Source organism: Lipingzhangella rawalii, from assembly GCF_031628175.1.
In the GTDB taxonomy this organism is placed as follows: Bacteria; Actinomycetota; Actinomycetes; order Streptosporangiales; family Streptosporangiaceae; genus Lipingzhangella_A; species Lipingzhangella_A rawalii.
The window spans coordinates 594,128-617,628 of sequence record NZ_JAVLVT010000003.1 but is presented as its reverse complement, the minus strand read 5'-3'; the positions used below and the strand labels follow the sequence as shown (position 1 = coordinate 617,628).

19 protein-coding genes are annotated in these 23,501 nt (G+C 68.0%); 3 read left to right on the top strand and 16 right to left on the bottom strand.

Annotation, left to right across the window (positions count from 1 at the left end; all coding sequences use genetic code 11):
- Window positions 1-48 precede the first annotated feature (48 nt).
- From RIF23_RS09525 to RIF23_RS09510, 4 genes are all read right to left on the bottom strand, one after another.
- Complete coding sequence (locus RIF23_RS09525; RefSeq protein WP_310912043.1) at window positions 49-858, bottom strand: IclR family transcriptional regulator domain-containing protein; 810 nt, start codon at window positions 856-858, stop codon at window positions 49-51.
- 194 nt (window positions 859-1,052) lie between these two features.
- Window positions 1,053-2,498 carry an amidohydrolase family protein gene (locus RIF23_RS09520; protein WP_310912042.1) on the bottom strand — a complete coding sequence of 482 codons (1,446 nt, stop codon included), beginning with the start codon at window positions 2,496-2,498 and terminating at the stop codon, window positions 1,053-1,055.
- Window positions 2,499-2,502: 4 nt separating this feature from the next.
- On the bottom strand, window positions 2,503-3,012 hold the full coding sequence (locus RIF23_RS09515) for a DoxX family protein (RefSeq protein WP_310912041.1): 510 nt from the start codon (window positions 3,010-3,012) through the stop codon (window positions 2,503-2,505).
- Window positions 3,013-3,078: 66 nt separating this feature from the next.
- Window positions 3,079-3,942 carry a dioxygenase family protein gene (locus tag RIF23_RS09510; RefSeq protein ID WP_310912040.1) on the bottom strand — a complete coding sequence of 288 codons (864 nt, stop codon included), beginning with the start codon at window positions 3,940-3,942 and terminating at the stop codon, window positions 3,079-3,081.
- Between the two features lie 230 nt (window positions 3,943-4,172).
- Here RIF23_RS09510 and RIF23_RS09505 point away from each other — a divergent pair, with 230 nt between their 5' ends.
- Both RIF23_RS09505 and RIF23_RS09500 read left to right on the top strand, forming a co-directional pair.
- Window positions 4,173-5,366, top strand: coding sequence for a CaiB/BaiF CoA transferase family protein (locus RIF23_RS09505; protein ID WP_310912039.1), 1,194 nt, complete (start codon window positions 4,173-4,175; stop codon window positions 5,364-5,366).
- Entirely contained in the window at window positions 5,363-6,196 is an 834-nt protein-coding gene (locus RIF23_RS09500) for a citryl-CoA lyase (RefSeq protein ID WP_310912038.1), read from the top strand. Before RIF23_RS09505 ends, RIF23_RS09500 begins: the two co-directional genes overlap by 4 nt.
- 122 nt (window positions 6,197-6,318) lie before the next feature.
- On the opposite strand, the gene RIF23_RS09495 is transcribed toward RIF23_RS09500, so the two are convergent.
- The 6 genes from RIF23_RS09495 to casA form a co-directional block, all read right to left on the bottom strand.
- Entirely contained in the window at window positions 6,319-7,155 is an 837-nt protein-coding gene (locus RIF23_RS09495; protein ID WP_310912037.1) for an SAM-dependent methyltransferase, read from the bottom strand.
- 480 nt (window positions 7,156-7,635) lie between these two features.
- Window positions 7,636-8,367 carry a type I-E CRISPR-associated protein Cas6/Cse3/CasE gene (gene cas6e, locus RIF23_RS09490; protein ID WP_310912036.1) on the bottom strand — a complete coding sequence of 244 codons (732 nt, stop codon included), beginning with the start codon at window positions 8,365-8,367 and terminating at the stop codon, window positions 7,636-7,638.
- Between the two features lie 13 nt (window positions 8,368-8,380).
- Window positions 8,381-9,109, bottom strand: coding sequence for a type I-E CRISPR-associated protein Cas5/CasD (cas5e, locus tag RIF23_RS09485; RefSeq protein WP_310912035.1), 729 nt, complete (start codon window positions 9,107-9,109; stop codon window positions 8,381-8,383).
- A 3-nt stretch (window positions 9,110-9,112) separates the two neighbouring features.
- Window positions 9,113-10,279 (bottom strand): type I-E CRISPR-associated protein Cas7/Cse4/CasC, encoded by a 1,167-nt coding sequence (gene cas7e / locus RIF23_RS09480; protein ID WP_310912034.1) that lies wholly within the window; start codon window positions 10,277-10,279, stop codon window positions 9,113-9,115.
- Window positions 10,276-10,914: a type I-E CRISPR-associated protein Cse2/CasB gene (gene casB / locus RIF23_RS09475; protein ID WP_310912033.1), complete on the bottom strand. Its 639-nt coding sequence runs from the start codon at window positions 10,912-10,914 to the stop codon at window positions 10,276-10,278. The genes cas7e and casB overlap by 4 nt, the downstream gene beginning before the upstream one ends.
- Window positions 10,911-12,602 carry a type I-E CRISPR-associated protein Cse1/CasA gene (gene casA, locus RIF23_RS09470; RefSeq protein WP_310912032.1) on the bottom strand — a complete coding sequence of 564 codons (1,692 nt, stop codon included), beginning with the start codon at window positions 12,600-12,602 and terminating at the stop codon, window positions 10,911-10,913. The genes casB and casA overlap by 4 nt, the downstream gene beginning before the upstream one ends.
- Window positions 12,603-12,933: 331 nt before the next feature.
- On the opposite strand from casA, the gene RIF23_RS09465 reads away from it, so the two are divergent.
- A complete protein-coding gene (locus RIF23_RS09465; RefSeq protein ID WP_310912031.1) occupies window positions 12,934-13,107 on the top strand; it encodes a hypothetical protein in 174 nt (57 codons plus the stop codon).
- 60 nt (window positions 13,108-13,167) lie between these two features.
- Here the strand turns inward: RIF23_RS09465 and cas3 are convergent, their stop codons facing one another.
- From cas3 to RIF23_RS09435, 6 genes are all read right to left on the bottom strand, one after another.
- Entirely contained in the window at window positions 13,168-15,696 is a 2,529-nt protein-coding gene (cas3, locus tag RIF23_RS09460) for a CRISPR-associated helicase Cas3' (protein ID WP_310912030.1), read from the bottom strand.
- Window positions 15,697-15,800: 104 nt separating this feature from the next.
- Window positions 15,801-17,753, bottom strand: coding sequence for an acyl-CoA dehydrogenase family protein (locus RIF23_RS09455; protein ID WP_310912029.1), 1,953 nt, complete (start codon window positions 17,751-17,753; stop codon window positions 15,801-15,803).
- A gap of 150 nt (window positions 17,754-17,903) precedes the next feature.
- Window positions 17,904-19,355: a carboxylesterase/lipase family protein gene (locus RIF23_RS09450; protein WP_310912028.1), complete on the bottom strand. Its 1,452-nt coding sequence runs from the start codon at window positions 19,353-19,355 to the stop codon at window positions 17,904-17,906.
- Between the two features lie 112 nt (window positions 19,356-19,467).
- The gene (locus RIF23_RS09445) at window positions 19,468-20,091 is read right to left on the bottom strand and encodes a TetR/AcrR family transcriptional regulator (RefSeq protein WP_310912027.1); all 624 of its coding nucleotides are present in this window, start codon (window positions 20,089-20,091) and stop codon (window positions 19,468-19,470) included.
- Between the two features lie 225 nt (window positions 20,092-20,316).
- Window positions 20,317-21,471, bottom strand: coding sequence for an acyl-CoA dehydrogenase family protein (locus tag RIF23_RS09440; protein WP_310912026.1), 1,155 nt, complete (start codon window positions 21,469-21,471; stop codon window positions 20,317-20,319).
- Entirely contained in the window at window positions 21,468-23,501 is a 2,034-nt protein-coding gene (locus tag RIF23_RS09435) for an ATP-binding protein (protein WP_310912025.1), read from the bottom strand. Before RIF23_RS09435 ends, RIF23_RS09440 begins: the two co-directional genes overlap by 4 nt.

The window sequence follows — 23,501 nt, the reverse complement described above, 5'->3', positions numbered from 1 at the left end:
GCCACCGGGAAGCCACGGCGGGCCGCGAGAACGACGCGGCTTCCTGCGCTATTGTGCGGCGTCTTCTACCGTGGCGATGGGGCAGGACTCGCGTGCGGCCCAGTCCTCACTCAGAGCACTGGCGGTGCGCAGCAGCAACGGCAGGTGATGCTCCCACAGGTGCTCCACCGAGGTCTCGGCCGCGTGCGCGTTGACATTCACCGCAGCCACGGTGCGTCCCTCCCCATTGCGGACCGGCGCCGCGATGGAACGGATCCCCAGGGCGAGATCCTGGTCGGTGCTGGCCCATCCCTTGGCGCGCACGTCGCGCAGCACCGCCTCCAACTCGCTACGTTCCGGCTGCCAGCGGGGTTCGATCCCGGAGACGCTGGGTGTGGCCAGCGCGCGGTCCAGCTGGGACTCTTCCAGTGCGGCCAGCAGCACCTTGCCCAGCGAGGTCTGTGCCGCGGGGAACCGGGTTCCCACGTTCACCGCCAAGGTGACGAGCTTGGGCACCGAGACCCGCGCGACGTAGACGATGTCCGATCCCTCCAGCTGTGCCAGGGAGCACGACTCCCCCGTCTGTTTCACGAGGTCGCGCAGGTGTGGTTCGGCGATCTCCCAGAGGCTGTTGGAGCTGATATAGGCCATACCGAGGTCCAGAACGCGTGGGGTGAGCGCGAAGCCGGTGGTGTCGCTGCGCACGTAACCCAGTTCCTCCAGCGTGAGCAGGATCCGACGGGCGGTGGGCCGCGCGAGCCCGGTGTCGGCAGCCACCTCGCTCAGGGTGCGACAGGGCTGGCTGGGATGGAAACCGCGCAGTACGTCGAGTCCACGGGCGAGCGCCTCGATAAAGTCCGGCCCGGTCTCCCGACGCATCGTTGTCCCCCTGCACACGGGTCATCGGCACGGGAGAGCAACGCCCCCGCAGCCACTGGATGGTTGTTCGTCACTGTATCCGCCCGCCCCGGGGCCCCCGTGCGAACACACGCTCCGAGCATGCCGCACCACGCCCACGGATCGGCGCCGGCGGCCCAGCCCGTGGGTGGCTGCCGGCGCCGGAACCCGGGACCCTACCCCCGGTATTCGCTGTAGGTGTAGGGGTTGGCGACCACCTCGGTTTCGGGAACGTCTGGGGACATCCAGTGGTGCCACTCAGCAGCACCCAGGTGGGCACGGGTGTGTTCGACGGTGGCGGCGACGGCCGAGCGCACCCGGTCCAAATCCACCCCCACCAACTCGTGCTCGAACTTCACAACCTCCCCGTTGACGAGGACCGTGTGCACGTCTGCCCGACCGGCCTGGAACACCACGTGCCCGTAGGGATGCACCAGCGGGAACATCACCGGAGACCGGTCGTTCTTGATCAACACCACGTCGGCCTTCGCCCCCGGGGTGAGGCTCCCGGTGACCCGGCTCAGCCCCAGTGTCTCGGCGCCGCCACGGGTGGCCCAGTGCACCACGTGTTCGGCACGGAGCCGATTGTGTACCACAGTCTCGCCCGCGGACTGGGCCCGCAGATGCTCGCGGGACCGGTCGGCGGACAGGGTGGCGCGCATGGCGGAGAAGAGGTCCCCGCTCTGCCACACGCTGGTGTCCACGGACAGCGACACCGGAATGCCGTGACTGCGCAGTCTCCAGGTCGGGGGGTAGCCCTGGCCAGCGTTCTGTTCGCTCTCGGCAGCAACGGAGACCCGTCCGCCGGAAGCCGCGATGCGCTGGTAGGAATCCTCGCCCAGGCTGGCGGAATGGACGTAGGTCACATTCGGCCCCATACAGCCGTGTTCCCACATCAGCCGGATACTATCGTCATTGGTGGCGCCCCACACCCCGGCATGCGTGGTCACCGGCACACCGAGCTCCCGGGCGGCGTCGAAGGCGGCCTTCTCCGGGAACTGGGCGTCGCCAGTGACGTCGAACGCCAGTTGGAGCCCCAGCATGTCGTCGCTGGTGGCGAAGTTGCGCTGCACGAAGGCGTGGAACTCCGGCGAGGTCGACCATTCCCACGGCGCCTGGAGCAGGTTTCCGTAGGCCAACACGTAGCGGCCGGGGGCCGCGCGCAGCGCGGCCACAGCCGCCTCGGCGTGATCGGTGGTCCACAGGCCGTGTGACCAGTCCAGTGTGGTGGTCACTCCGGCGTCGACGGCCTCGACGGCGGCGAGCAGGTTGCCGGCGTAGATGTCCTCGGGGCGGAAGATCTGGCCCCAGTTGAGGTAATAGAAGTGGAAGTACTGGGCCAGGGTCCAGTCCGCGCCGAACCCCCGCAACGCGGTCTGCCACATGTGCCGATGGGTGTCGACCATCCCCGGCATCAGGATGCCACCCGAGGCGTCGACAACCGCGGCGTCCTCGGGTGCGGTCAGGCCGATGCCGACCTCGGCGATGTGTTCGCCACGCACCAGCACGTCGCCACCGTCCAGGACTCCGATGGTGGGATCCATGGACAGCACGGTGGCGTTCCGAAACAGCACGGGACGGTTGGTGGCGAACACGGAGGGGTCACTGGCTGGGGTGGTCATGATGTCACCTCGCTGTGGATTGGGCGCGCGCCTTCAGGACGCGACGGCGCCGGTAGAGGGGCGGCAGGGCTGCGGCCGAGCCAACGAGGAGCACGATCAGGCCCCACAGTGGCCCGGACAACCCGGTGGACAGGCCCAGGGCGTGGTCCACGGACCACGGTCCGGGGCCGGTGACGGTGAGGATCAGGGCCAGGGCCCCGTAGCAGAACGGGACCTCGCATCCGCCCCGTTGGGCCCAGAAGCCGTTGGGGGCGGTGGCCACGGAGGCGACGATCATGGTGCCGATGACCACGGCGGCTCCCCCGGGCAGGAGAAAACCGGCCGCGATGGACACAGCCCCCGCGAGCTCCAGGGCACCCGCGAGCACGACCATGCGGGCCCCGGGAGTGAATCCCCAGGTGTCGAAGATCTGCGCGGTTCCGGTACCGCCGAACCAGCCGAAGAGCTTCTGGGTGCTGTGTCCGATGAGCAGTGCGGCCAGGAGCAGGCGCAGTAGCAGGAGTCCGAGTTCCATGGGGCGCTCCGTGGGTGGAATGCGGGCGTGGGCAACCGGGTCGGGGGCGTCGCCGGGGTGGGGCGTTCAGTGCTCGGGGTCGAGGACGAAGTCGTAGCTGGCATGCAGGTAGGGACGGTCCAGGTGACCACCGTCGGGGGTGGGCCCGGCGGGGTGTTCGGTGAAGTCGACGACGAGTTCGCTGCGGGTACCGAAGACGACGTCGGTGTCCAGATACTGCGAGCCCGCCTGGAACAGGTGGGTGACGAGGCGGGCGTAGCCGGGTTCGTCGATGAGGACGTGGATGTGGGCGGGGCGGTAGGGAGAGATCTCGGTGTTGGCGACAAGCGTGCCGACAGGGCCGTCCATGGGGATGGAGTAGCCCAGCGGTGCGATGGTGCGTACGCAGTAGGTGCCGTCGCTGCGGGTGCGGTAGCGGGCGCGCAGCCGGGCCTCGTCGACCTCGTCGAGCTGGGCCTCGTAGTAGCCCTCGGCGTCGGCCTGCCATACGTCCAGCACGGCCCGGGGCACGGGGGCGCCGCTGGTGTCGGTCACGGTTCCGGTCAGGAAGAGCGGCATTCCGGGCAGCCCCTGGGACATGTCCGTGCCGGACTCGGCGGGAGGAGATCCCTCGATGTGGAAGGGGCCGAGCACGGTAGCGGGTGTGGCCTGCGCAGAGAAGCGGTTGTTGAGCTGCACGACCAGCGTGCTCAAACCAATGACGTCCGAGGCGAGGATGAATTCCTGGCGCTTGTCATCGCTGGCGCGCCCGGTTGCGGCCAGCCACTCCATGGCGGTGGCCCACTCCTGCTCGGTGAGTTCCACTTCGCGGGCGAAAGCGTGGACGTGGCGGACCAGGGCGGTCATCAACTCGGCCAGGCGCGGCGAGTGTGCTGTGGCCCACCGCTGAAGCGCGAGGTCGGTGAGGTTGCTGTCGGTGACGTGATCCATCGCTCTCCCTCGATCCGCTGTCGCCGTGCACGGGACGACCATTTAGCGGACGTTTGTCCGTTAGACGGACATTCTTGCCGATGAGTGATCAGCAAGCAAGTGCCAGTTGTGAGCTCCACAACTCCTCTGGCCAGATTGACACCGTCCACACCAGCACGCATCCTTAAACGGACAATTGTCCGCTCAGCGGACATGGAGGCTCCCTGGTTCGAAAGAGACTGGTCCACGCGATGAGCACACCACCCGAGAACTCCCACCCGCTGGACGGGATCCTGATCGCTGACTTCTCCCGGATCCTCGCCGGCCCGTATGCCACCATGCTGCTGGCGGACCTCGGGGCCGAGGTGATCAAGGTGGAATCCCCCACCGGGGACGACACCCGCACCTGGATCCCACCCGAACGCGACGGCGTGGCCACCTACTACCTCGGGATCAACCGCAATAAGCGCTCGGTGAGCCTGGACCTGTCCACGGAGGACGACCGGGCCCTGGCCCAGGAGCTGGCGGCCCGCTCCGACATCCTCATCGAGAACTTCAAACCGGGCGGACTGGGCCGCTTCGGCCTGGACTACGAGAGCCTGCGCCCGACCAACCCCGGGCTGATCTACGCCTCCATCAGCGGCTTCGGCACCGCCGAGGGCGCCACCCTGCCCGGCTACGACCTCCTCGTCCAGGCCGCCTCCGGGCTGATGAGCCTCACCGGTTCCCCCGAGGGCCCGCCCTACCGCGCGGGAATCTCGGTGTTCGACGTGATGACCGGAATGCACACCGCCATCGGCGTCCTCAGCGCCCTACACCAGCGCCAGGCCACGGGCACCGGACAGCACCTGGAGATGAACCTGATGTCCTCAGCCCTGTCCGGCCTCGTCAACCACACCGCGGCCCACGTCGCCGGCGGGGTCGTCCCCCAACGTATGGGCAACGCCCACCCCAGCCTGTTCCCCTACGAACCGCTCCCCACCGCGGACCGGGAACTGATCGTGATCGCCGGCAACGACGGCCAGTTCCGCCGCCTGTGCACGGCACTGGGTCTGGAGAATCTCCCCGACGACGAGCGATTCCGCACCACCGAGGACCGCACCCACAACCGCGACCAGTTGCGCCCCCTGCTGGTGGAACGGCTGTGTCAGCGTCCCGCCGACGAATGGTTCGAGACACTCTCCGCGGCCGGCGTGCCCTGCGGCCCCATCAACAGCGTGGACCAGGGGGTTCAGCTCGCCCGGGATCTGGGCCTGGACCCGGTGGTGACCATCCCCCGCGACACCGCCGAGCTTCCCAGCATCCGCAATCCCATCACGTTCAGCGATGCCAGCCCGCGCTACGACCTCCCCCCGCCGGAGCTGGACGAGCACGGCGCCGACATTCGCGCCTGGCTGCGCAGCCCCCGCCACGCCCCGACCACACACACCAAGGAGCGGCCGTGACCGAGACACCCCAGCAGTACCCCACATCCCTGGGCACCTCCAATGCCAGCACCATCACCCTGCTGGGGCATGACCTCAGCACCGAGCTGTTGGGACAGGTCGGCTTCGGGGAGCTGGCGTTGTGGCTGATCCGGCAGCAGCGGCCCGAGCCAGCCGACGTGCGGGTGTTCGAAGCTGTACTGGTGGCGCTGGCCGACCACGGGTTCACCCCCACCGCGATCTCCGCGCGGCTCACCTACCTCTCCGCCCCGGAGTCCCTCCAGTCCGCGATCGCCGCCGGCCTACTCGGCGGTGGTTCCCGCTTCCTCGGGGTGACCGAGGACACCGCACGGTTCCTCACCGCCACCCTGGCGGAGCTCGACGCGCCGCCCCCAGAAGCGGAGGGCGCCCCGGACCACTGGGATGCCCTGGCCCACACCGCCATCCGGAACCGGCGCGCCGAGGGGGCGCTGGTGCCCGGTCTGGGCCATCCGGTACACCGCCAGCAGGACCCGCGCACCCCCGCCCTGATCCGGCTCGCACGAGAACACGACCGGTACGGTCCCCACCTGGCATTGTTCGAGGCGATAGGTCGGGTCGCTCCCGAAGCGTTGGGCAAGCCACTGCCGCTGAACGGGGCGGGTGTGTGTGGGGCGGCGCTGGCCGACCTCGGCCTCCCCGCCGAGCTCCTGCGGGGGGTGGCCCTGTTGGCGCGCACGGCCGGGCTGCTCGGGCACATCGCCGAGGAACGCCGGCGACCCATCGCCAACCAGATCTACCGCGCCGTGGACGGCCACGCCTACTACGTCGCCCCGGATGCTCCCGCGACGCACGACTACGGCTCGGGCTGAGCCAGCCTGCGGCCCCGGCAGGGGGACCGTCCGCCTCCGCCCGGGGCCAGTGTTGCCAACGTGCCCTGCCAACATGCCCTGCCACCCTGCGTGTCCGGGACATCGGGCCGGGAGCGGGCGCCTCACGGCTTATAGCCCACTCCGCAGAACTCGTCGCTGTCCTGGAGGTCCAGACCCGGCGCGGGTCGCCAGCGCGCCGGGGGCACGATGCCCGGCTCCAGCACCTCCAGGCCGGTGAAGAGCTCGGCCAGTTGATCCCGACTCCGCAGGACCAGTGGCGGGGTTCCGCCGTTCTCGTTCCACAGCCGGACCGCGACGTGCGCCCCGTCGCCGGAGATCTCGTCGGTGGGGTGGGTCAACGCGAGATAGCTACCCGAGGGAAGCGCCGCCATGACCTGACGCACGATGCCCTGGGCGACCTCGTCACCCTCCACGTGGTTGAGCACCCCCAACATCATCACGGCCGTGGGCTGGGTGAGATCCAGGGTGCGCGCCGCGTTGCGCAACACCGCGTCCGGATCGCGCACGTCGGCCTCGACATAGTCGGTGACGCCCTCCGGGGTGCTGGTCAGTAACGCCCGGGCATGCACCAGCACGATGGGATCGTTGTCGACGTAGACCACGCGTGTTTCCGGAGCGAGCCGCTGGGCGACCTCGTGGGTGTTGTCGGCCGTGGGAATGCCGGTGCCCAGGTCCAGGATCTGGCGGATTCCCTGCTCGGCGACAACGTGCTTCACGACGCGCGCCAGGAACGCGCGGTCGGCACGGGCAGCCTCGGCCACCGACGGCACCAGGGCACGGAACTGTTCGGCGACCTCTCGGTCCGCGGCGAAGTTGTCCTTGCCACCGAGATAGTAGTTCCATACCCGCGCGGTGTGTGGAACGCCGGTGTTCAGTTCGGGAGGCAATGCGGCCTCGCTGGTCTCCTCGTTCCTCATCCAGGACGGGGTCTCATTCAACTGGACTCCTCCACAGCTATCCCCGCCGTCCGGCAGGGCGGGAAACGACGAACTCCCCGCCACGACACGGCACCCGTGGTCGCCGCCACGTTTCCCGACCGCGCCGGACCTCCAGTCCGCGAGCGCCACCAGGATCGAGGGACGACGGCTTCCGGTGGCCTGGCACGCTCGGACCGGCGCCGCGAGCACACCCGTGCGGGAGGACCGGCACTGCGGGGCTCCTGTCGATTGCGGAATGGCCCATGCTACCGGGATCCCGGCATCTATGGCAGGCCACGGATAGAGTTGTCTCCATGGAGCTCGGGCAGACCTGACGTACTCCTCCGGGTATACCCAAACACCAGTTAGCCCAATGTCACGGGAGTGTCGGTTCTCGGTAGCGAGTCACGCCGTAACTGCGGTCGTCCACCAGGCCGTCCGGAAGTGCTCTAGGAGGAATCCAGGCCAGAGCGGTCTCCCGCACCAGGGCGGGGGACCAATTCAGTAATTCTGGGCTGGGGCAAGGCTGAGCAGGCCACATCCGAAGGCCTTTCCGCGCCCGATCCCGGCACAGAGCGCCTCGACCAGAGCCGTACTGTCGGTAACCACCAAGTGACCGTTGAACCGCACCGGCGAAATCGTAATCTTGGTTCGGCCAAGGCGACCACCCTCCCGCACGCAGGCCCGGTCGGACTCGTGCCCGTCCACCTGCTTATAGCCAATCACTTTCGGTACGGGAGCTGGCGCAACGTCCGGTCGGCGGTCGCTGCCGCTCGGCACGATGAAACCGTGTTGTTCGCCCTTGCGCAGTAGCCAGGAGATCTGGTCCTCTGGCCGGTACAGCGGCTTGGCCACCCCACGTGGGCGATTGCCTGGGGGGCTTCCGACGGGCGCCCGTGCCCGCGTCGGATTGGCCACCAGGCGAAACGCCATGACTCGTCCGGGTTGGATCGCATCGAGCACTGGCTGCAACGAGCGTACCTGTGCGGGCGCCCGCAGGTACCACTTCGGCAGCTGTGTCCAGTCAGGCTCAGTGCAGCTCTGCACGAGCAGCGTGTATCCGGTCCCTGATGTTTCCATTCGCCACAGCACCCCGTGTTCGCGACGCACGGATGTCCCCTCCGTCAGCTTCGGGAATGCCGACATGATCGTCCGGTGCATGTCGTGCACATTGGCGTAGTCACGCCGGAAGGCGTGCGCGGAAACGTTGGGACTCAGTTTGCTCAGGAACACGCGAACGGGCCCTTCACGACTGTGATGGCGGTGGGGGCGAAACATATGTCACTCGTACCGTGCGGGTGGTGAACCGTCGGTTGTCCGGGTGGAAGGACAGTGGGCTGTCGAGACGCGGCTCCGCGTCAACGGCGTCGGGGGCCACGTCAACCACGGCCCGCAGCCGTAGACCCTCACCCTCGGTGATCACTGCCTGCCGCTCTTCCGGACGCGGCTCCAACCAGGGCAGTTCACACACGACCTCGTGCAGTGGACGGTGGAAGAGCCCAGTGACCTTCCCGCCGGCTGGAACCGCGCCGGGCGGATCCACTAGTGGGGTGGCGGGAACGAACGCCTTCCGACCGAAACAGAGGGGCCAGTGCGGCGAACGCACCGCCTGCTCCAGCCTAGTGAGTGTTTCGGAGTCCCCCTCCAGTAACACCAGGAATAGAGCATCGGCGAGATAGCTCCGGCGACTTACCACGGTGCGCTTGTTGACACCCGCCGTATTCGGCACGTTCTGGGTGGTGTGGAAGTCAGACTCGAGGAGTCCCTCTCGATCGACCCGTACCCCCATCGTCAGCTGCCCGAGCTCCTGGACCCGGAGATCGTCAGTGCGGTCAACGCCGCATGCCGCCCCCAGCACGCCAACCACCCCGGACTTGGTGGGCTCGGTACCGGTATCCCGGTCGATGAACTGGGATCGCTGTCCCCAGGATTGCATGGGCGCGTCGAACCGAAGCGCCAGAGTTGCGATAGTCATCGGCTAGTCCTGGGCCGCGGTGGTTACCCGCTCGGTGAACTCCGCGAGGCTGGTCACGTGTTCTCCGCCCGCGGCGGTGAGCTGATTGCAATTGGAGACCGAGGCTACGGTAACCGAACGAACTCCCTCGTCCCCATAGAATTGGCGGAGGTCCCGAAAATGCTCGGCCAGTCGCTTGGTGGAGTCCGCCATCAGGTCGGTGCCGGTGACAGGTGCCAGAAACGCATTCGCCAGATTCCAAGAACCGTATTCGCGTACCACCGCGAGAAGCGCATCCGGCCTGGTGTGTGCAGCCATGGAGTTCTGTTTCCCGCTCGGGACCGCCCGAATGAACGCTTCCAACCAGGCGCGGGTCGCAGTGGTCACCAGGTTTTCCTGCTCTACGGTGAGGTTCCTGCGCAGCTGCTGGAGGTCAAGATTAGCGTAGCGATAGTAGCAGGCGGCGTTGAAATCAACAGTACCGATCATGTCTGCGCCGGGCTCGCCATCGGGTCGGAGGTCGTCCACCGCGGTGTAGTAGTCGAACTCTGTAGCCACAGCGTGGGTGGAGAACGCGTGTGCCACCTGGGAGGCTGCGGTGACGTTGAAGTTCGTGTTGTTGGCGACCATACGCCCGAACAGGGCAATGTCCACGGCGTGGCTTGCGTCCAGAATGCGGTGCCCAGCGTCAACCGTCTCTCGATCCGGCTTCGGCTTCTTTGTCCTCGATCCACTCTTCGACGGCATCTGGGCTTGCTGGGCACGTTCCTCAGCCGCAGCCAGTAGCTTGTCCTCGTGGGTTCTGCAGTAAGCTGCGAAATTGTTTACCGCCTCTTGGCCGACGTAGAACAGATACTGACTGAGGTCGTTTGTGTCGACCTCGAAGCCCAACCGACGCAGCCCCTCCCGTGCGATGGTCCGGGACTGGTCACTCGGCTCCGCTGAGCCCGCTGGGTCCGCGCCATCCAGTACGCGTGCGGTTCGCTCCACGAGACGCTTGGTACGTACCCCGGTGTTGTCCAGAGCCAAACCCAGTTGTGGAAGCAGCAACCGAGCCGAACGCTTCAGACACTGGCTGGACACACGCCCGCGTTGTACACCCCCAAATGTCACACTCTTGGGTTGTCCAACATCGTCCCGGTTCAAGTTGCTTGCCGGGAACGACTGGAGCAGATGCAACTCGATGATCACGTGTCGTCTCCCTGGTGCTCAGAAGGGGGCGTTGGCTGCTGCGTAGTATTCCGAAGCTGGTACTGGCGCTGCTTGAACGAACGGGCCCACATCAGACGAACCCTGTAGTCCTCCTGGCTCCCGGCCGCGCATTTGTGCACCTCGAGCAGGTCCTCCAAGAGCCACCGGTAGTCCAGGGGAATGTTGTGGCTGTGTAGCAGCTGTACACATTGGCGCAGCCGGTATTCGAGGGTGGGAAAGTCGGCGTTCAGCAGTTGCCGTAGACGTGCCTCTGCGGAGGGATGTTCGCCAAGGTGGGCCAGCGCCTCCCCTAGTCGCCATCGCTCACCGTCGTCTTGGGGTGGCAGGGGATGGACCCCGAACAGCCCAGCGACGAGCAGATACGGCCGCTCCTGGCTCGCCGGATGGTACGCGAGAATGTCACTCTCGGCCAATAGGTCATAGGCTTCCGGCAGGTAGTGCGGATCGGTGAGACTACGTCGAAGCCGGGCCAGGGTCGCGCGCGCCCTGGCGGCCAGATGTTTATCCCGAGAACGAAGATTCCGGCTCTGCCGGTACAACGCACCGATGAAACTGCGGCGCCGCTCCGCCGTAGAGGGCTGGTTCTGCGCTTCGTTGACCACAACGTTCCTCACCAACAGATCTGTTTCACACGCACGGAGTAGGCCGTACCGAGTTCCTGCAGCCTGGCACCGAAAACGTTGCCGAGATCGGCAAGCGCGAGCAGCTGCCGCGATGTGGTGCGGGGATGTTTCCACTGCCAGATGTCAACGGCCTGACGAGCGGACGCCTGGACCGTGCACCCCCAGCCCTTGAAGTGCCGCCGCAGTGCCCGCCGGGTGGTCGTCTGCTCGGGCTCCCCCTGCGCGACGAGATCCCCAAGCTCGCCCAACACCCTCTGGAACGGACGGTCCAACACCGGCCAGTACCACCGTTGCATCCGGGCGGCCTCTTCCGAAAGATCACCTTTCTGAACACGACGGTAGGAGCGTTCCAGATTCGCAAGCTCCTCCCCCACATCGTCAGCCAAACCGACGGCCAGGCCGAGCAGGGTCTCCAGGGGCCAGTCCGAGCCGGTGGTGCGCAACAGGGCTACCGGCATTGGGAGGGCCTCCTCGTGCCAGGCTTCTACCGCGCCACCTTGATCATCCAGCTGCTGCCCGTACACGCGCAGCGTAAACCGGTGCGAACTCGACAGCTCCTTCTGATCGATCATTTGTGCAACGTGGTCGATGGTGCGCGGCCGCAACCGTGGTTGACCTACCGGCTCCCCCACCGGCAGCAAAAACTCGTGCGCGTGTCGCCAGATTCCCCGCACCCTCTCCAGCTGCACGGGCAGAAGACGCCGCGCGCCCGTGGACTTCGAGGCCGAACGCCCGGAGGCGCTCCGTACCGGCGCGCGGAACGCGGCCATCATCTCGACATGATGTAGGTCCTCCTGCACCGACGTCCCCTCGTGCCCGGAACTGCGGCCCCGCGGACGGGTCCCCGGCGTGATCACGGCCCCGGTGACGGCAGGGGCACCATCCGGGTGGGCGTGCTGAAGCAGAACGCGCCGCGAGGGCCAGGTCAACAGGTCCGTCCATCCCAACGGCGGGCGACCTTCCTGGTCGGCACGGGGTTCCGGCGCAGTGTCGGCCTCCCAAGCTGGGCGATCCTGCTCCCGAGTTCCCAACGGTAAACCCTGATCTGGAGCGTAAACCGGCAGGTTCAGCAGCAGGGTCTCCTTGAGGTTCTTCCCGATGACCACGGCGGTGCCGAAATAGTTACACAGCCCCCGCACCGAGGACTTGGCACCGTTCACGTCCGGACTTTTCAACCCCCCGGCATCGAAGGCGTGCGTGGTGACCAGCCAGCGCGCGGCCGTAGCCGGATGCAGGTGGAACTCGTCTGCGGCAGTAAGGTGGTCGAACAGGGTGACGTTGTTACCGGTGGCACGGTGAAAGACCAGTTTCGCGGCCGAACCGAACTCTCGGTATGCCAACCCTGGAGACTGTAGGAAGGGATGCTGCTGCCCGTCGAGCAGGAAGCGACTGTCGAAATCAGCTCGGTACTGCTGAATCCGCTTGTCGATCCACTTTTCGGCCAGGGTGGGACTCGTCCAGAGCTCCCCCCACTCCCGGGTGTGACGCGGCCCGCCGAGCGCACGGTGGGCGAACGCCAGCAGCAACCGGTACAGCGCCGCGGTAACCACAGGCGCCTCGCCCTGTATCCCCCGCAGTTCGTGCGCCCGGTACAGCGTGTCGAGTAGCCCCACGTATGTGGTGCTGCCGTCCAGCTGGACACAGGGAATCCAGCCTTCATCCAGCAGATTGTACGGCACCGCGGCTCCAGGGGACTGCGAGTGAGACGGCGAACACCATAGCGCTACTTCCTCAAAGATCACCAGTTGGCGGGCACGGGCATAGGCGCCCTATGTCCACCAACTGGTGAAAGACATCCCCGCGGGCGCGGGGAGAGTGCTCCAGGACGCATCATGACGCGCCAGAGCCATCCCGAACGTGGCTCGGGATATCGCCAGCATAGGGGACGACACGAGCACCTTCCACACGAATCAAGGGCGCATCATGCTGCGTTCATAATTATTGACACAAGGATCAGCCTGCTGCCACACTGACACCCACCCCACCCCCCAGACCTCCAGGAGCCCACCCGTGCCACCCAGTACTGCCCCTGACCGCCACGACGAGCCGGCCCTCCAGGTCCACCACCTCGTCATCAGCCACGCCGCGGTCACCACCCTGGCCACCACACTCCTCCGCGTAGCCCGCACAGCCGCGATCGGGCTGCTGTTAGTACTCGCCGTCCTGCTGCTCACCGCCCTATAGCTAGCCCGGCCACCGCCTCCAGCGCGGCGCATCTCCACCCCAGTGCACCCCTCCACCGGGTCAGCGGCCCTCGCGGGTCTTCGGGGAAACCGACTGCCTGGTGAGTTCGCCGATGTGGTCCCTGTCGAGTAACAAGGGGACACACTGGAGGTTCCCGCGGAACTCACCCCGGTCGATGCGACGCGCGTAGGTCGCTCGGTCCCCGGCTAGGACGCGCTCTTCGGCAGCGGTCAGCTCTGCCTCGCCCGTCGGTTGGGTGTCTCCCGGGTCAGCCGGGGCGGCTGCCTGGTGAATCCGTCTGGCTCCACCCCAGCGCCACAGCTCCTCGCGCTCCTGATTGGTCAACCCACCGTAGAGCTGGTGCACCAACCGAGGAATTTCGGTGGGAAGGTCGACTTCGGTGCGCGTCCGCAATAGCCCCCGCGTGCCCCGCAGGAGCAGCGGGGGGTGGATCCTCGTGTGTCCCGCCGGGAGGTCCGCTGCCGGTGCGGCACCGGAACCACCCTCAAGGTGTTCCGTCGAGTCCACCAGCAGCAGCTCCGGTATGGTCAGCTGGTCCGGACGCGAACGCGTGTCGTCCCGATGTAGCCGGCCAAGCCGCTGGAGCAACAGGTCCACCGGACACAGATCCGACACGAGGAGATCGGCGCAGACGTCCAGACCGTGCTCCAGCACAGAGGTACCCACCACGATGCCATGCCGATCCTGCCGTGCTGTGGTCCCCAACAGCCCCAGCACCTCGGCCTCGCAGTCACGGCGCTCCGAGTCGTCGAGCTGTCCGTGGATCCTGACCAGATGGGGCGGACCATCCAGTCCTAGAAGCGACTTCTGGAGACACTGCCACATCCGCTGTACCCGGGACACCGTGTTCAGCACGATCATCGCGCAGCCACCGCCCTCGACACGACGCAGGACCGCATTGGCGATGGCCGCGAAGTCGTCGGGCATATGGGTCAGTTTGACCCGCTTGTGGCGGATCGGAGCGAATTCTTGCCGAGCCACTTGCCGGTGGCCGTCATACCAGGAGACCGCCCAGGTTCCAGTACCCTTCGGAACCTGGTGCGCATCGGATCGAGTCTCGCCGCGGTTACCAGCCTGCCATTGGGCGACCAGCTCCACACGGACGTGGGCGGGTAGCGTAGCCGACATGAGCACGACGGGGATACCGAGCCGCCCACACCACCACATCAATACGGTGAACTCCCGGTTGGTGAACGCGTCATAAGAGTGCGCCTCGTCCACGAGCAGAACCTTGGTACTCAGTCCGGTCAGGCGCACGAAGTTGTGTCGGCTCCGGTTGACCGCGTACAAGGCCTGGTCAATCGTGCCCGTCCCGATCGGAAACAACAGCCCCCGTTTACGCACGAACCACGACAGTGGGGAGTCCTCGTCCCGTTCGTCGCGCCCGATGAACGTCTCCGCCCCGTCCGCGCCCACATCTGTGGGCCGGACGGGCGGTTCGTCCGTAGCACGATCCTCCTGTGCTCCCGAGTAGACCCGATGCGCCCGCAATGGGGAACCGGTGCGTACCAAGGTCTCCTGTAACTCATGGTGGCTCTGTCGGCTCAACGCGCGGGTAGGCAAGGCCACGTACAGTCCGGACAACCCTAGGTTTCGTGCCAACGCGGCAGCAGCGATCAGCCCCGCCCGGGTCTTGCCCTCTCCGGTAGGAGCCTCGATCATCATCACGCCGGGCGTGACGCAGCCAGCGACCAGCCGCTCAACCGCGCGCTGTAGGCCTCGTGGTTCCCCCTGGTTCGGAAACAGCGTGTGGTAGCTCGGGGACTTCGGTGGGCTCCAGGGATTCCACGCGAGGTCAGCGGGAATCTGTTTACCGACCTTTCGCGCATAGTCCCGGTAGGCGACCAGATCTCCTACCTGTGGATGGTAGGGAAACCGGCTTGCATCTGAGGCAATCCAGTCACTGATTGTGGTTAACCCCGCTAGACCGACAGCAGCGATGACGGAAAGCTCCACCTGTGGCCATTCGGAATGTTGCGGATCGAGTCCCCACAGTTCGAGAACCGTACGCACCAGGTCGTCACGGGCCGCGTGCCAGTCTCGGCCTCCGTGCTGGGCAGCGTAGTCCTGCGCGTGCCGCACCGCTCCGGGTGCCGGGAACCAACCGTGATGTCCGCCCAGGATGTCGGCAATCCCTGTCACCGTGGCTTCGGGAGCGCCCAGTCTCGTCAGCATGTCGCTCATGTGCAGCGCAGAGAGGGTGCTGTGCCAGATGTCCACCCGCGGCACCCCGGAGTTCGGCCGGTTGAGGTTCAGCACTTCCTGCGCCTCTGGCGCCAGTCGCGAGTCAGACTGCCCGGGAAACCGACCCTGGAATGCTGGGCTACATTTGCCCAAGTCGTGAAGCCCACACAGCACTGCTACCCATCGTTCTGGGTCTCCCAGCGGTCTAAGCCCACGCTGCAACTCATCCCGGACCCGGGGCCCAACCACCCGTGAATACATCACTTCGGCCACAACGGCGGTGTCGATAGTGTGGCACACCAAGGGATGCACGTGCTCCGGGTTCTTTCCGGACTTGGCCAGGGGGCCAGTCACCGGGCCCACCCCGCCGGTACTGCGTGCCATGGGATCCTCACTGGACAGCGTACGTCGCTGTGGCTCACGGTAGACGACGATGCCAGCCCCTCCAACAACCGGTGGCGACCAGGTTGTCTTAGGGCACCGTCGGCTCACCCCACGGCGCTGTGCTCCTGCGCCCGCCCGGTACCGTCCGCCACGGCGATCGGCGCGGCCAGCCACTCCTCCGGCAGGGCAAAGGCGTCCACGAGCGTTCGGGCGTGGGGACGCAGGGTCGCGCACAACGCGTTCACGCCCTCCTTCACGGCCTTTGCTCGGGCCGTGGTCAGCCGCTCGTGTTCCAGGAACCAGGCCCGGTCCTCCTCGATCGTGGACAATACGTACAGGTCACACAGCAGGTCCAGCAGGGTGCGGGTGTCGTCGTGGGTGCAGCGTTCGATCGCCGCGACGAAGGCCTCCAGTACCACCCGGTCGATGTGGGCGCGGGCCGCCGCGAGTATGTGGTCCTGGGTGTTGTTGAATTCCTCGAAGGCGGCCCGGCCGGAGCCGGCACGGCGCAGCCGTCGAGCCAGCCCGTCCACCATGTGGCGTTCCCGGTCCTCCAACAGCCGCAGGTGCCAACCGCGGTCGTGCACACCGCTGGATTCGCTGCGTCCCGGGGCGGCATCCACGAGACGCTCGATGACCGAGCGGGCGGCGGTGCGTTCGATGACGGCGCCGAAGAACTGGCCCGCCACGAAGCGCGCCATACCGATCGGGTCGAGCTCCCCGAACTCCTGCCGGTAGTCGGTGAGCAGACCTTTGGTGACCAGCTGCATCAGTACGGTGTTGTCCCCCTCGAAGGTGGTGAACACCTCCGTGTCCGCCATCAGCTGCGGCAACCGGTTGGCCGCCAGATAGCCCGCCCCGCCGCAGGCCTCCCGGCACGTCTGGATCGTCCGGGTGGCGTGCCAGGTCGCCACCGCCTTGATTCCCGCAGCGCGGGCCTCAAGTTCGCGCTGGTCATGGTCGTTGAGTGTCTGGACGTGCGCACTGTCGTACAGAGCCCGGACCAGTTCCTCCTGGGCGAAGCGTAGCGCGTAGGTGCGGGCCAGGGCCGGCAGCAGCCGCCGCTGGTGGGTGCGGTAGTCCAGCAGCGGCACCTCCTCTTCGCCGGGGGCCCGCTCGCCCTGACGGCGAGTCTCGGCGTAGCGTACGGCGATGGACAGGGCCGCCTGGGTCGCGTTCAGCGCGCCCCCCGCCACACTGATTCGGCCGCGCACGAGGGTGCCGAGCATGGTGAAGAACCGTCGGTTCCGGCTGGCGATCGGGCTGGAGTAGGTGCCGTCCGCGGCGACCTGGCCGTAGCGGTCCAACAGTGCCGCACGGGGTACGCGCACCCGGTCGAACCAGATCCGACCGTTGTCGACTCCGTTGAGGCCGAACTTGCGTCCACAGTCCTCGATCCGCACGCCGGGTCGGGGATGGCCATGTTCGTCCCGAAGGGGCACGAGCAGGGCGTGCACGCCGTGCTCCTCCCCCCGGGTGTGCAGCTGCGCGAACACGACCGCCATCCGTCCGTCCCGGGCGGCGTTACCGATGTAGTCCTTGCGCGCGTCGTCGTCGGGGGTGTGCACGACGAACTCTTCTGTGGCCGCGTCGTACTCGGCGGTCGTACGCAGCCGTTGCACGTCCGAACCGTGGCCGGTCTCGGTCATCGCGAAGCAGCCCAGGAGCTGCCCCGAGACCACCTGCGGCAGGTAGGTGCGGTGGTGGTGCTCGGTGCCCAGCGCATGCAGGGCTCCCCCGAACAGGCCCCACTGCACTCCCATCTTGACCATGAGGGACAGGTCGCACACCAGCATCTCGAAGGCGACCACCGAGGCGCCCACGTCGTCGGAACCCCCGTAGGTGGCGGGGAATCCGTATCCGACGAGTTCGGTGCCCGCGAGCGCGGCCAGCTGGGCGGATACCCGGTCCCGGTGCTCCTCGGTGCCCCGCTCGGGGACCGGCGTGAACAGTGGCCCGCGTAGCTCGTCCCGCGCCAGCTGGCGCACCCGGGCCCATCGCCCGTCCAGGAGTTCCTGGAGCTGGGCAACGTCGGGCTGGATGTCGGCATCGACCATGGTGCTCCCCCTTGCACGTGTGCCTGCCTCTGGTGTCATACCTGGCAGACGGGGATCGCACACCACCTCAGGGGACTCATCGAGATCCCGAGTTTCACCGCCGGCCGCACAGCCCCGGTGACGTGGACCGGGACGGGGGCTGTGCCGGCGTCACAGCGGCACGCCCGACCACAGGTTCCGCACCGGGGAGTCGTCCCGCGCAACGGTGCGGTCGTGCAGGTTCCACTCCCGCACCGGTAGGGCCTGCGGCGTGGCCGCGTCCCAACCGGGGTCCCCGTGGCGGGCGAAATCCGCCCAGGCCCGCATCATGCGTTTGGACAGCGCGGCCACCTCCTCCCGTGGCAGCCCGTCCAGGAGCGACAACGCCAGCCCCACGTCCAAGTTGCCGAACACCAGTGGCAGGTCCAGAGCGTGGCAGGCGCGCATCCAGCCCTGCATGCCGCCGCTCTCCAGAGCCAGTCGTGCGAGGTGGGCCCGGCCACCCGCCGCGGCGTGGGACTCCACGGCTCGCGCGGTGACTTCCGTGAACAGCGCGTCGCCCTTCATCGCGCAGAACAGTTCGGTGCGGCTGGATCCGGGGTGGAGCTCCCGGTACGACTCCACCGCCGCCGGGGCGAGCCCCAGCTCAGCGGCGACGGCGGTCAGCGCCGCGTCGTCGTCGATCCGCAACGCCGGATCCAGGGCGGCAAACAGGCGGTATTCGTGCAGGGTGTGCAGCGCCAGCAGCGGAATGTCGGATGTGGCAGGGACCGGCAGAGGGTCCCGGGGCAGGGTGATCCCGTCGATCACGGGGGCGAACAGGGTGACCGGGGTGGCGTTGAACCCTGGGACGTGATGCTCACGGTGGTGGGCGAGGACCACGTCGGTGGCGTCCAGGATCTGTTCGGGCGCCAGTTTCGCGAGGGACTCCACGGTGGTGCCGGCGGCCTCGGCGATGCGTTCGCTCACGGTGGCGGCCTGGGGCGGGCGCAGCATCGTGCGGGGGATACTGTGCGCGATGGCGCGGTGGAACAGGTACCGCGCCTCGGGCATGGCCATCAGGCACATCACCGAGCCGGCGCCGGCGGATTCTCCGGCCACGGTGACGTTTCCGGGATCCCCGCCAAAGGCCTCGATGTTGTCGCGCACCCAGGCCAGGGCGGCGGCCTGGTCGAGCAGGGCGCGGTTGTCCGGGGCGTCGGGAACGTGCCCGAAACCTTCAAACCCCACCCGGTAGTTGCAGGAGACCACCACGAGGCCGGTTCGCGCCAGCGGGGTACCGTCGTAGAGGGGTTCGGCGGAGCTACCGAAGATGTAGGCGCCACCGTAGAGCCACACCAGTACCGGGGCGTGCTGGGCGTGTTCCGGGGCCCAGACGTTGACGGTGAGCACGTCCTCCTCGCCGGGAGTCCAGGTCGGGGTGCCGGGCATGACGGCCCGCTGTGGCGGCACGGGACCGAAGTCGTGGCACTCGCGGGGGCTGGACCACCCCAGCGGTGGGGCGGGCGGCTGGAACCTGCGCGCCCCGAACGGTGGGGCGGCGTAGGGGATTCCGCGTGCGGTCACGATGCCGTCGGCCGCCCGGGTGCCCAGCACCCGGCCGCCGGTGGTGACAAACTCCATGGGCCACGACTCCCACCAAGATACCGACCGGTTGGTATTTCCGGGAACTGTACGTCAATCACCACGCCCGGGGAAAGGGGCCGCCAAACCCCACGTGACTGTCGAACCGCCGCTACAGTGTCCATTCGGGCTGTTCCCGCCCCGGCGCCAGCGCCGCGTCCAACGTTGCGGCCCACTGCCGGATGATGCCCGAACGGCGGGCCGAATCGTCAGTGAGTACGTCGGCGAGCCCGAACCCGCGGGCCATGTCCAGGGTCGCCTGCACCAGCCGGTGGGCCAGCGGGTCGCTGTCGTCCACCCCCAGCAACTCCACCGTGGCGTGGTGGGCGCGCCGCCCGAACCGTTCCTCCAGCGGAACGATGCGCGCACGCAACCGCTCGTCGGCCGCGGCGGCGGTCCACACCTGGAGTGCCGCCTTGAACAGGGGGTCGGTGAAGCAGTCCACGACCCGGCGCAACGCCGCCTCGGTACGTCCGGGCCCCTGGGGCAGGGCGTCCACCTCGGCACGGATTCGTTCCAGCCGGCTCTCGGTCATGTACTCCAGGGCCGCGGTGATCAGATCCTCGCGGGTGGGGAAGTGATGCTGTGCCGCCCCGCGGGACACCCCGGCGTGTTCGGCTACGACGCCCATCGTGGTCGCATGCCAGCCGTAGGCGGCCAGGCAGTCGATGGCCGATTCCAGCAGGCGCTGCCGGGTGGCACGGCTGCGTTCCTGTTTGGGTTCGCGGGTGGGCATCGGTCCTACTTCCTGGCGCCGGGGTGTCTCGTCACGGATTCCCGTCGGTGGCTGTGTCTGCGCCGGAAGCGCCCCGACCGGCGCGGCGTTTCCGGACCGGCGGGCGGTGCGTGCTGCCCCGACATCGGGAAACCAGATCTGACCATAGTGCCTGGCCAGCGCGTGCGGGATCGGCGCCCCGCGTCCCGGACGGCCCCGGGAACGCAGTGGAGCGGCGACCAGAAGTCAGTAGGACTTGGGCAGGCCCAGGCTGTGTTCGGCGACGAAGTTCAGGACCATTTCCCGGCTGACCGGGGCGACACGGGCGATGCGGGCCATCCCGAGCATGGCCGCCAGGCCGTGCTCGGCAGCCAGCCCGGACCCGCCCAAGGTCTGGATGGCCTGGTCGAGACAGCCGATGCTGGCCTCGGCCGCGGCGTACTTGGCCATGTTGGCGGCCTCCGCGGCTGCGTCCTCCCAGCCCTCGTCGTACAGGGAAGCGGCCTGCCTGGTCTTCAGCGCGGCCAGGTCCAGCTCGATCCTGCGTTGGGCGAGCGGATGTGCCAGCCCCTGGTGGGTGCCGATCGGCTGGCGCCACACCTGCCGGCTCTTCGCATAGCTCACTGCCTGGTCCAGGGCGTAGCGCCCGGTACCGACCGCCAGCGCGGCGCCCAGGATCCGTTCCGGATTGAGGCCCGCGAACAGCTGGAGCAGTGCCGCGTCGGCCTCGCCCACCAGATGTTCGTCCCCCAGGCGCACACCGTCCAGATGCAGGGTGAATTGCCGGTCGGGCTGCACCAGGTCCATATCCATGGGCTGGGCCACGAAATGGGGGGCGTCCGTCGGTACGACGAACAGCGCGGGCCGCAGCTTGCCCTCGGTCTCGATCCGTGCCACCACCAGGACGGCGTCGGCCTGATCCACCCCGGAGATGAACACCTTGCTGCCGTGCAGCACCCACGCCCCGTCCACCCGGCGGGCGGTGGTGGTGATGCGGTGCGCGTTCGATCCGGCGTCGGGCTCGGTGATCGCGAAGGCCATGATCGTCGTTCCCGCGGCCAGCCCCGGGAGCCAGCGCTGTTGCTGCTGGCTGGTGCCGTAGCGGGCGATGATGGTGCCGCAGATCGCTGGGGACACCACGACCAGAAGCAGCCCCGCGCCGTTGGCGGCGAGTTCCTCCTGGACCAGGGCCAGTTCGTAGATGCCGGCGCCGCCCCCGCCGTACTCCTCGGGAAGGTTGACCCCGAGATAGCCGTGACGAGCCGCGTCCTGCCACAGCTCGGTGAGCGGCTCCTTGGCGCGCGCCTTGGGCAGCACGTAGTCGGTGAAGGTGTAGCGCCGGCCCAGTTTGGCAACCGCGGCCCGCAGATCGTGCTGTGCCTCGGTCTCGACGAAGCTCATGCGGACTCCTCGCTGTCGGGGGACGGATCGGTGGCTGCGGCGGGGTCTGGTTGGACCACGGCCAGAACCTGGTTGACGTCGACGGGCTGTCCGGTGGCCACGGGCAGCTCGGTGAGCACCCCGGTGGCCGGGGCGGCGATGGTGTGCTCCATCTTCATGGCCTCCAGCCACAGCACGGGCTGACCGCGCTCGAGGCGTTGCCCGACCTCGGCGGCGTGTCGGGTCACGGTGCCGGGCATGGGTGCCAAGAGCGAACCGGTGGGCAGCTGCTGTGTGGGGTCGGTGAAGCGTGGCTGCTCGGTGAGGGTGACCGGTCCCAGCGGCGAGTCCACACACACCAGGTCACCGTAGCGGTGGACGGTGCAGGTCACCCGTACGCACGTCCGGTCGCTGTCCCCGTCCGATTCCAGGTCCAGGTCGGCCTGCTGCGAGGACACCGACGCCACCCGGATCCCCCCGGGCTCGGAAACGCGCAGCCCGTCCCGGCCACCCCAGTAGGACACGGTGATCTCGGTGCCGCCCCGGTCGATGAAGGTACGCTGCCGCGGCTCGGCGGGCAGGTTGCGCCAGGCGATGGGCACGCCCGGTGGGCTCACCCCGGCGTGGTGGCGGTCCACGGCGGCGGTCAGCGCCGCGGCCGCGGCCGCCACCCGAGTGGCGTGCTCCTCGGCCAGGGGCTGGGCCAGCCTGGCCAGGTCGTGCGTGTTGAGGAAGGCCGTGTCGGTGTCGCCGGAGTGGAATGCCGGATGCCGCAGTACGCGCACCAGCAGGTCACGGTTGGTGACCGGGCCGTGGATGGTGGCGCGTGCCAGGCTCGCCGACAACATCCGCAGCGCCTCGTGCCGCGTCTCGGCATAGGCGATCACCTTGGCCAACATGGGGTCGTAGTGCGGGGTGACCACGAACCCGTCGTGCACCCCCGAGTCGAGCCGGATTCCGGGTGCCGCCACAGGGGTGAACTCGCCGTCTGCCTCGGACAGGTGCAGTCGGTGCACCCGTCCGGTGTGTGGCTGCCAGTCGCGGGCCGGGTCCTCGGCGTACAGCCGGGCCTCCACGGCGTGCCCGCGGGGCTGCGGCGGCTCGGCTGCCAGCGCGTTGCCCTCGGCGATGTGGATCTGTTCGCGCACCAGGTCCAGGCCGGTGTTGCACTCGGTAACGGGGTGCTCCACCTGCAATCGGGTGTTCATTTCCAGGAAGTAGAACGCGCCGTGCTCATCGGCGAGAAACTCCACAGTTCCCGCCCCTTCGTAACCCACGGCCTTTGCGGCCAGCCGTGCGGCCTCGAACAGTCGCTCCCGCAACCCGGGGATGCGCTCCACCAGCGGCGAAGGCGCCTCCTCGATGATTTTCTGGTGACGCCGCTGGATGGAGCACTCCCGCTCCCCGAGCGCCCAGACCGTGCCGTGCTGGTCGGCGAGGACCTGAACCTCCACATGGTGGCCGGTGGTGAGGTAACGCTCACAGAACACGGTGGCGTCCCCGAAAGCCGAACGGGCCTCCCTGCGGGCAGCCGCGATCTCGGCTTCCAGATGCGCGGCGTCGTGGACCACCCGCATGCCGCGGCCCCCACCGCCGGCCGAGGCCTTGACGACCACGGGCAACTGCTGTGGGGTGACGTCCGTAGGATCAAGCTCGGTGAGCACGGGGACTCCGGCGTCGGCCATGAGCTTCTTGGCCTCGACCTTGGAGCCCATCCGCTCGATGGTGTCCGGGGCCGGGCCCAGCCAGCACAGTCCGACTGCCTGGACCTCCCGTGCGAACTCGGCACTCTCGGCGAGGAAACCGTATCCGGGATGGACCGCCTCGGCACCGGCGACCTGGGCCGCACGCACCAGCCGATCGCCGCGGAGGTAGGTGTCGGCCGCGGCGGTGCCGGGCAGGTGCACGGCCACATCGGCCTCGGTGACGTGCCGTGATCCGGCATCGGCGTCGGAGTACACGGCGACGGTGGTCAGGTCCATGCGGCGTGCGGTGGCGATGACGCGGCGGGCGATCTCGCCGCGGTTGGCCACGAGGACGGAGGTCAGCAT

Bases quoted from the DNA above. Each gene is read 5' to 3' on its own strand.
- RIF23_RS09525 (WP_310912043.1), bottom strand. From the start codon at position 858: ATGCGTCGGGAGACCGGGCCGGACTTTATCGAGGCGCTCGCCCGTGGA.
- RIF23_RS09520 (WP_310912042.1), bottom strand. From the start codon at position 2,498: ATGACCACCCCAGCCAGTGACCCCTCCGTGTTCGCCACCAACCGTCCC.
- RIF23_RS09515 (WP_310912041.1), bottom strand. From the start codon at position 3,012: ATGGAACTCGGACTCCTGCTACTGCGCCTGCTCCTGGCCGCACTGCTC.
- RIF23_RS09510 (WP_310912040.1), bottom strand. From the start codon at position 3,942: ATGGATCACGTCACCGACAGCAACCTCACCGACCTCGCGCTTCAGCGG.
- RIF23_RS09505 (WP_310912039.1), top strand. From the start codon at position 4,173: ATGAGCACACCACCCGAGAACTCCCACCCGCTGGACGGGATCCTGATC.
- cas5e (WP_310912035.1), bottom strand. From the start codon at position 9,109: ATGACTATCGCAACTCTGGCGCTTCGGTTCGACGCGCCCATGCAATCC.
- cas3 (WP_310912030.1), bottom strand. From the start codon at position 15,696: ATGGCACGCAGTACCGGCGGGGTGGGCCCGGTGACTGGCCCCCTGGCC.
- RIF23_RS09455 (WP_310912029.1), bottom strand. From the start codon at position 17,753: ATGGTCGATGCCGACATCCAGCCCGACGTTGCCCAGCTCCAGGAACTC.
- RIF23_RS09450 (WP_310912028.1), bottom strand. From the start codon at position 19,355: ATGGAGTTTGTCACCACCGGCGGCCGGGTGCTGGGCACCCGGGCGGCC.
- RIF23_RS09445 (WP_310912027.1), bottom strand. From the start codon at position 20,091: ATGCCCACCCGCGAACCCAAACAGGAACGCAGCCGTGCCACCCGGCAG.
- RIF23_RS09440 (WP_310912026.1), bottom strand. From the start codon at position 21,471: ATGAGCTTCGTCGAGACCGAGGCACAGCACGATCTGCGGGCCGCGGTT.
- RIF23_RS09435 (WP_310912025.1), bottom strand. From the start codon at position 23,501: ATGCTGACCTCCGTCCTCGTGGCCAACCGCGGCGAGATCGCCCGCCGC.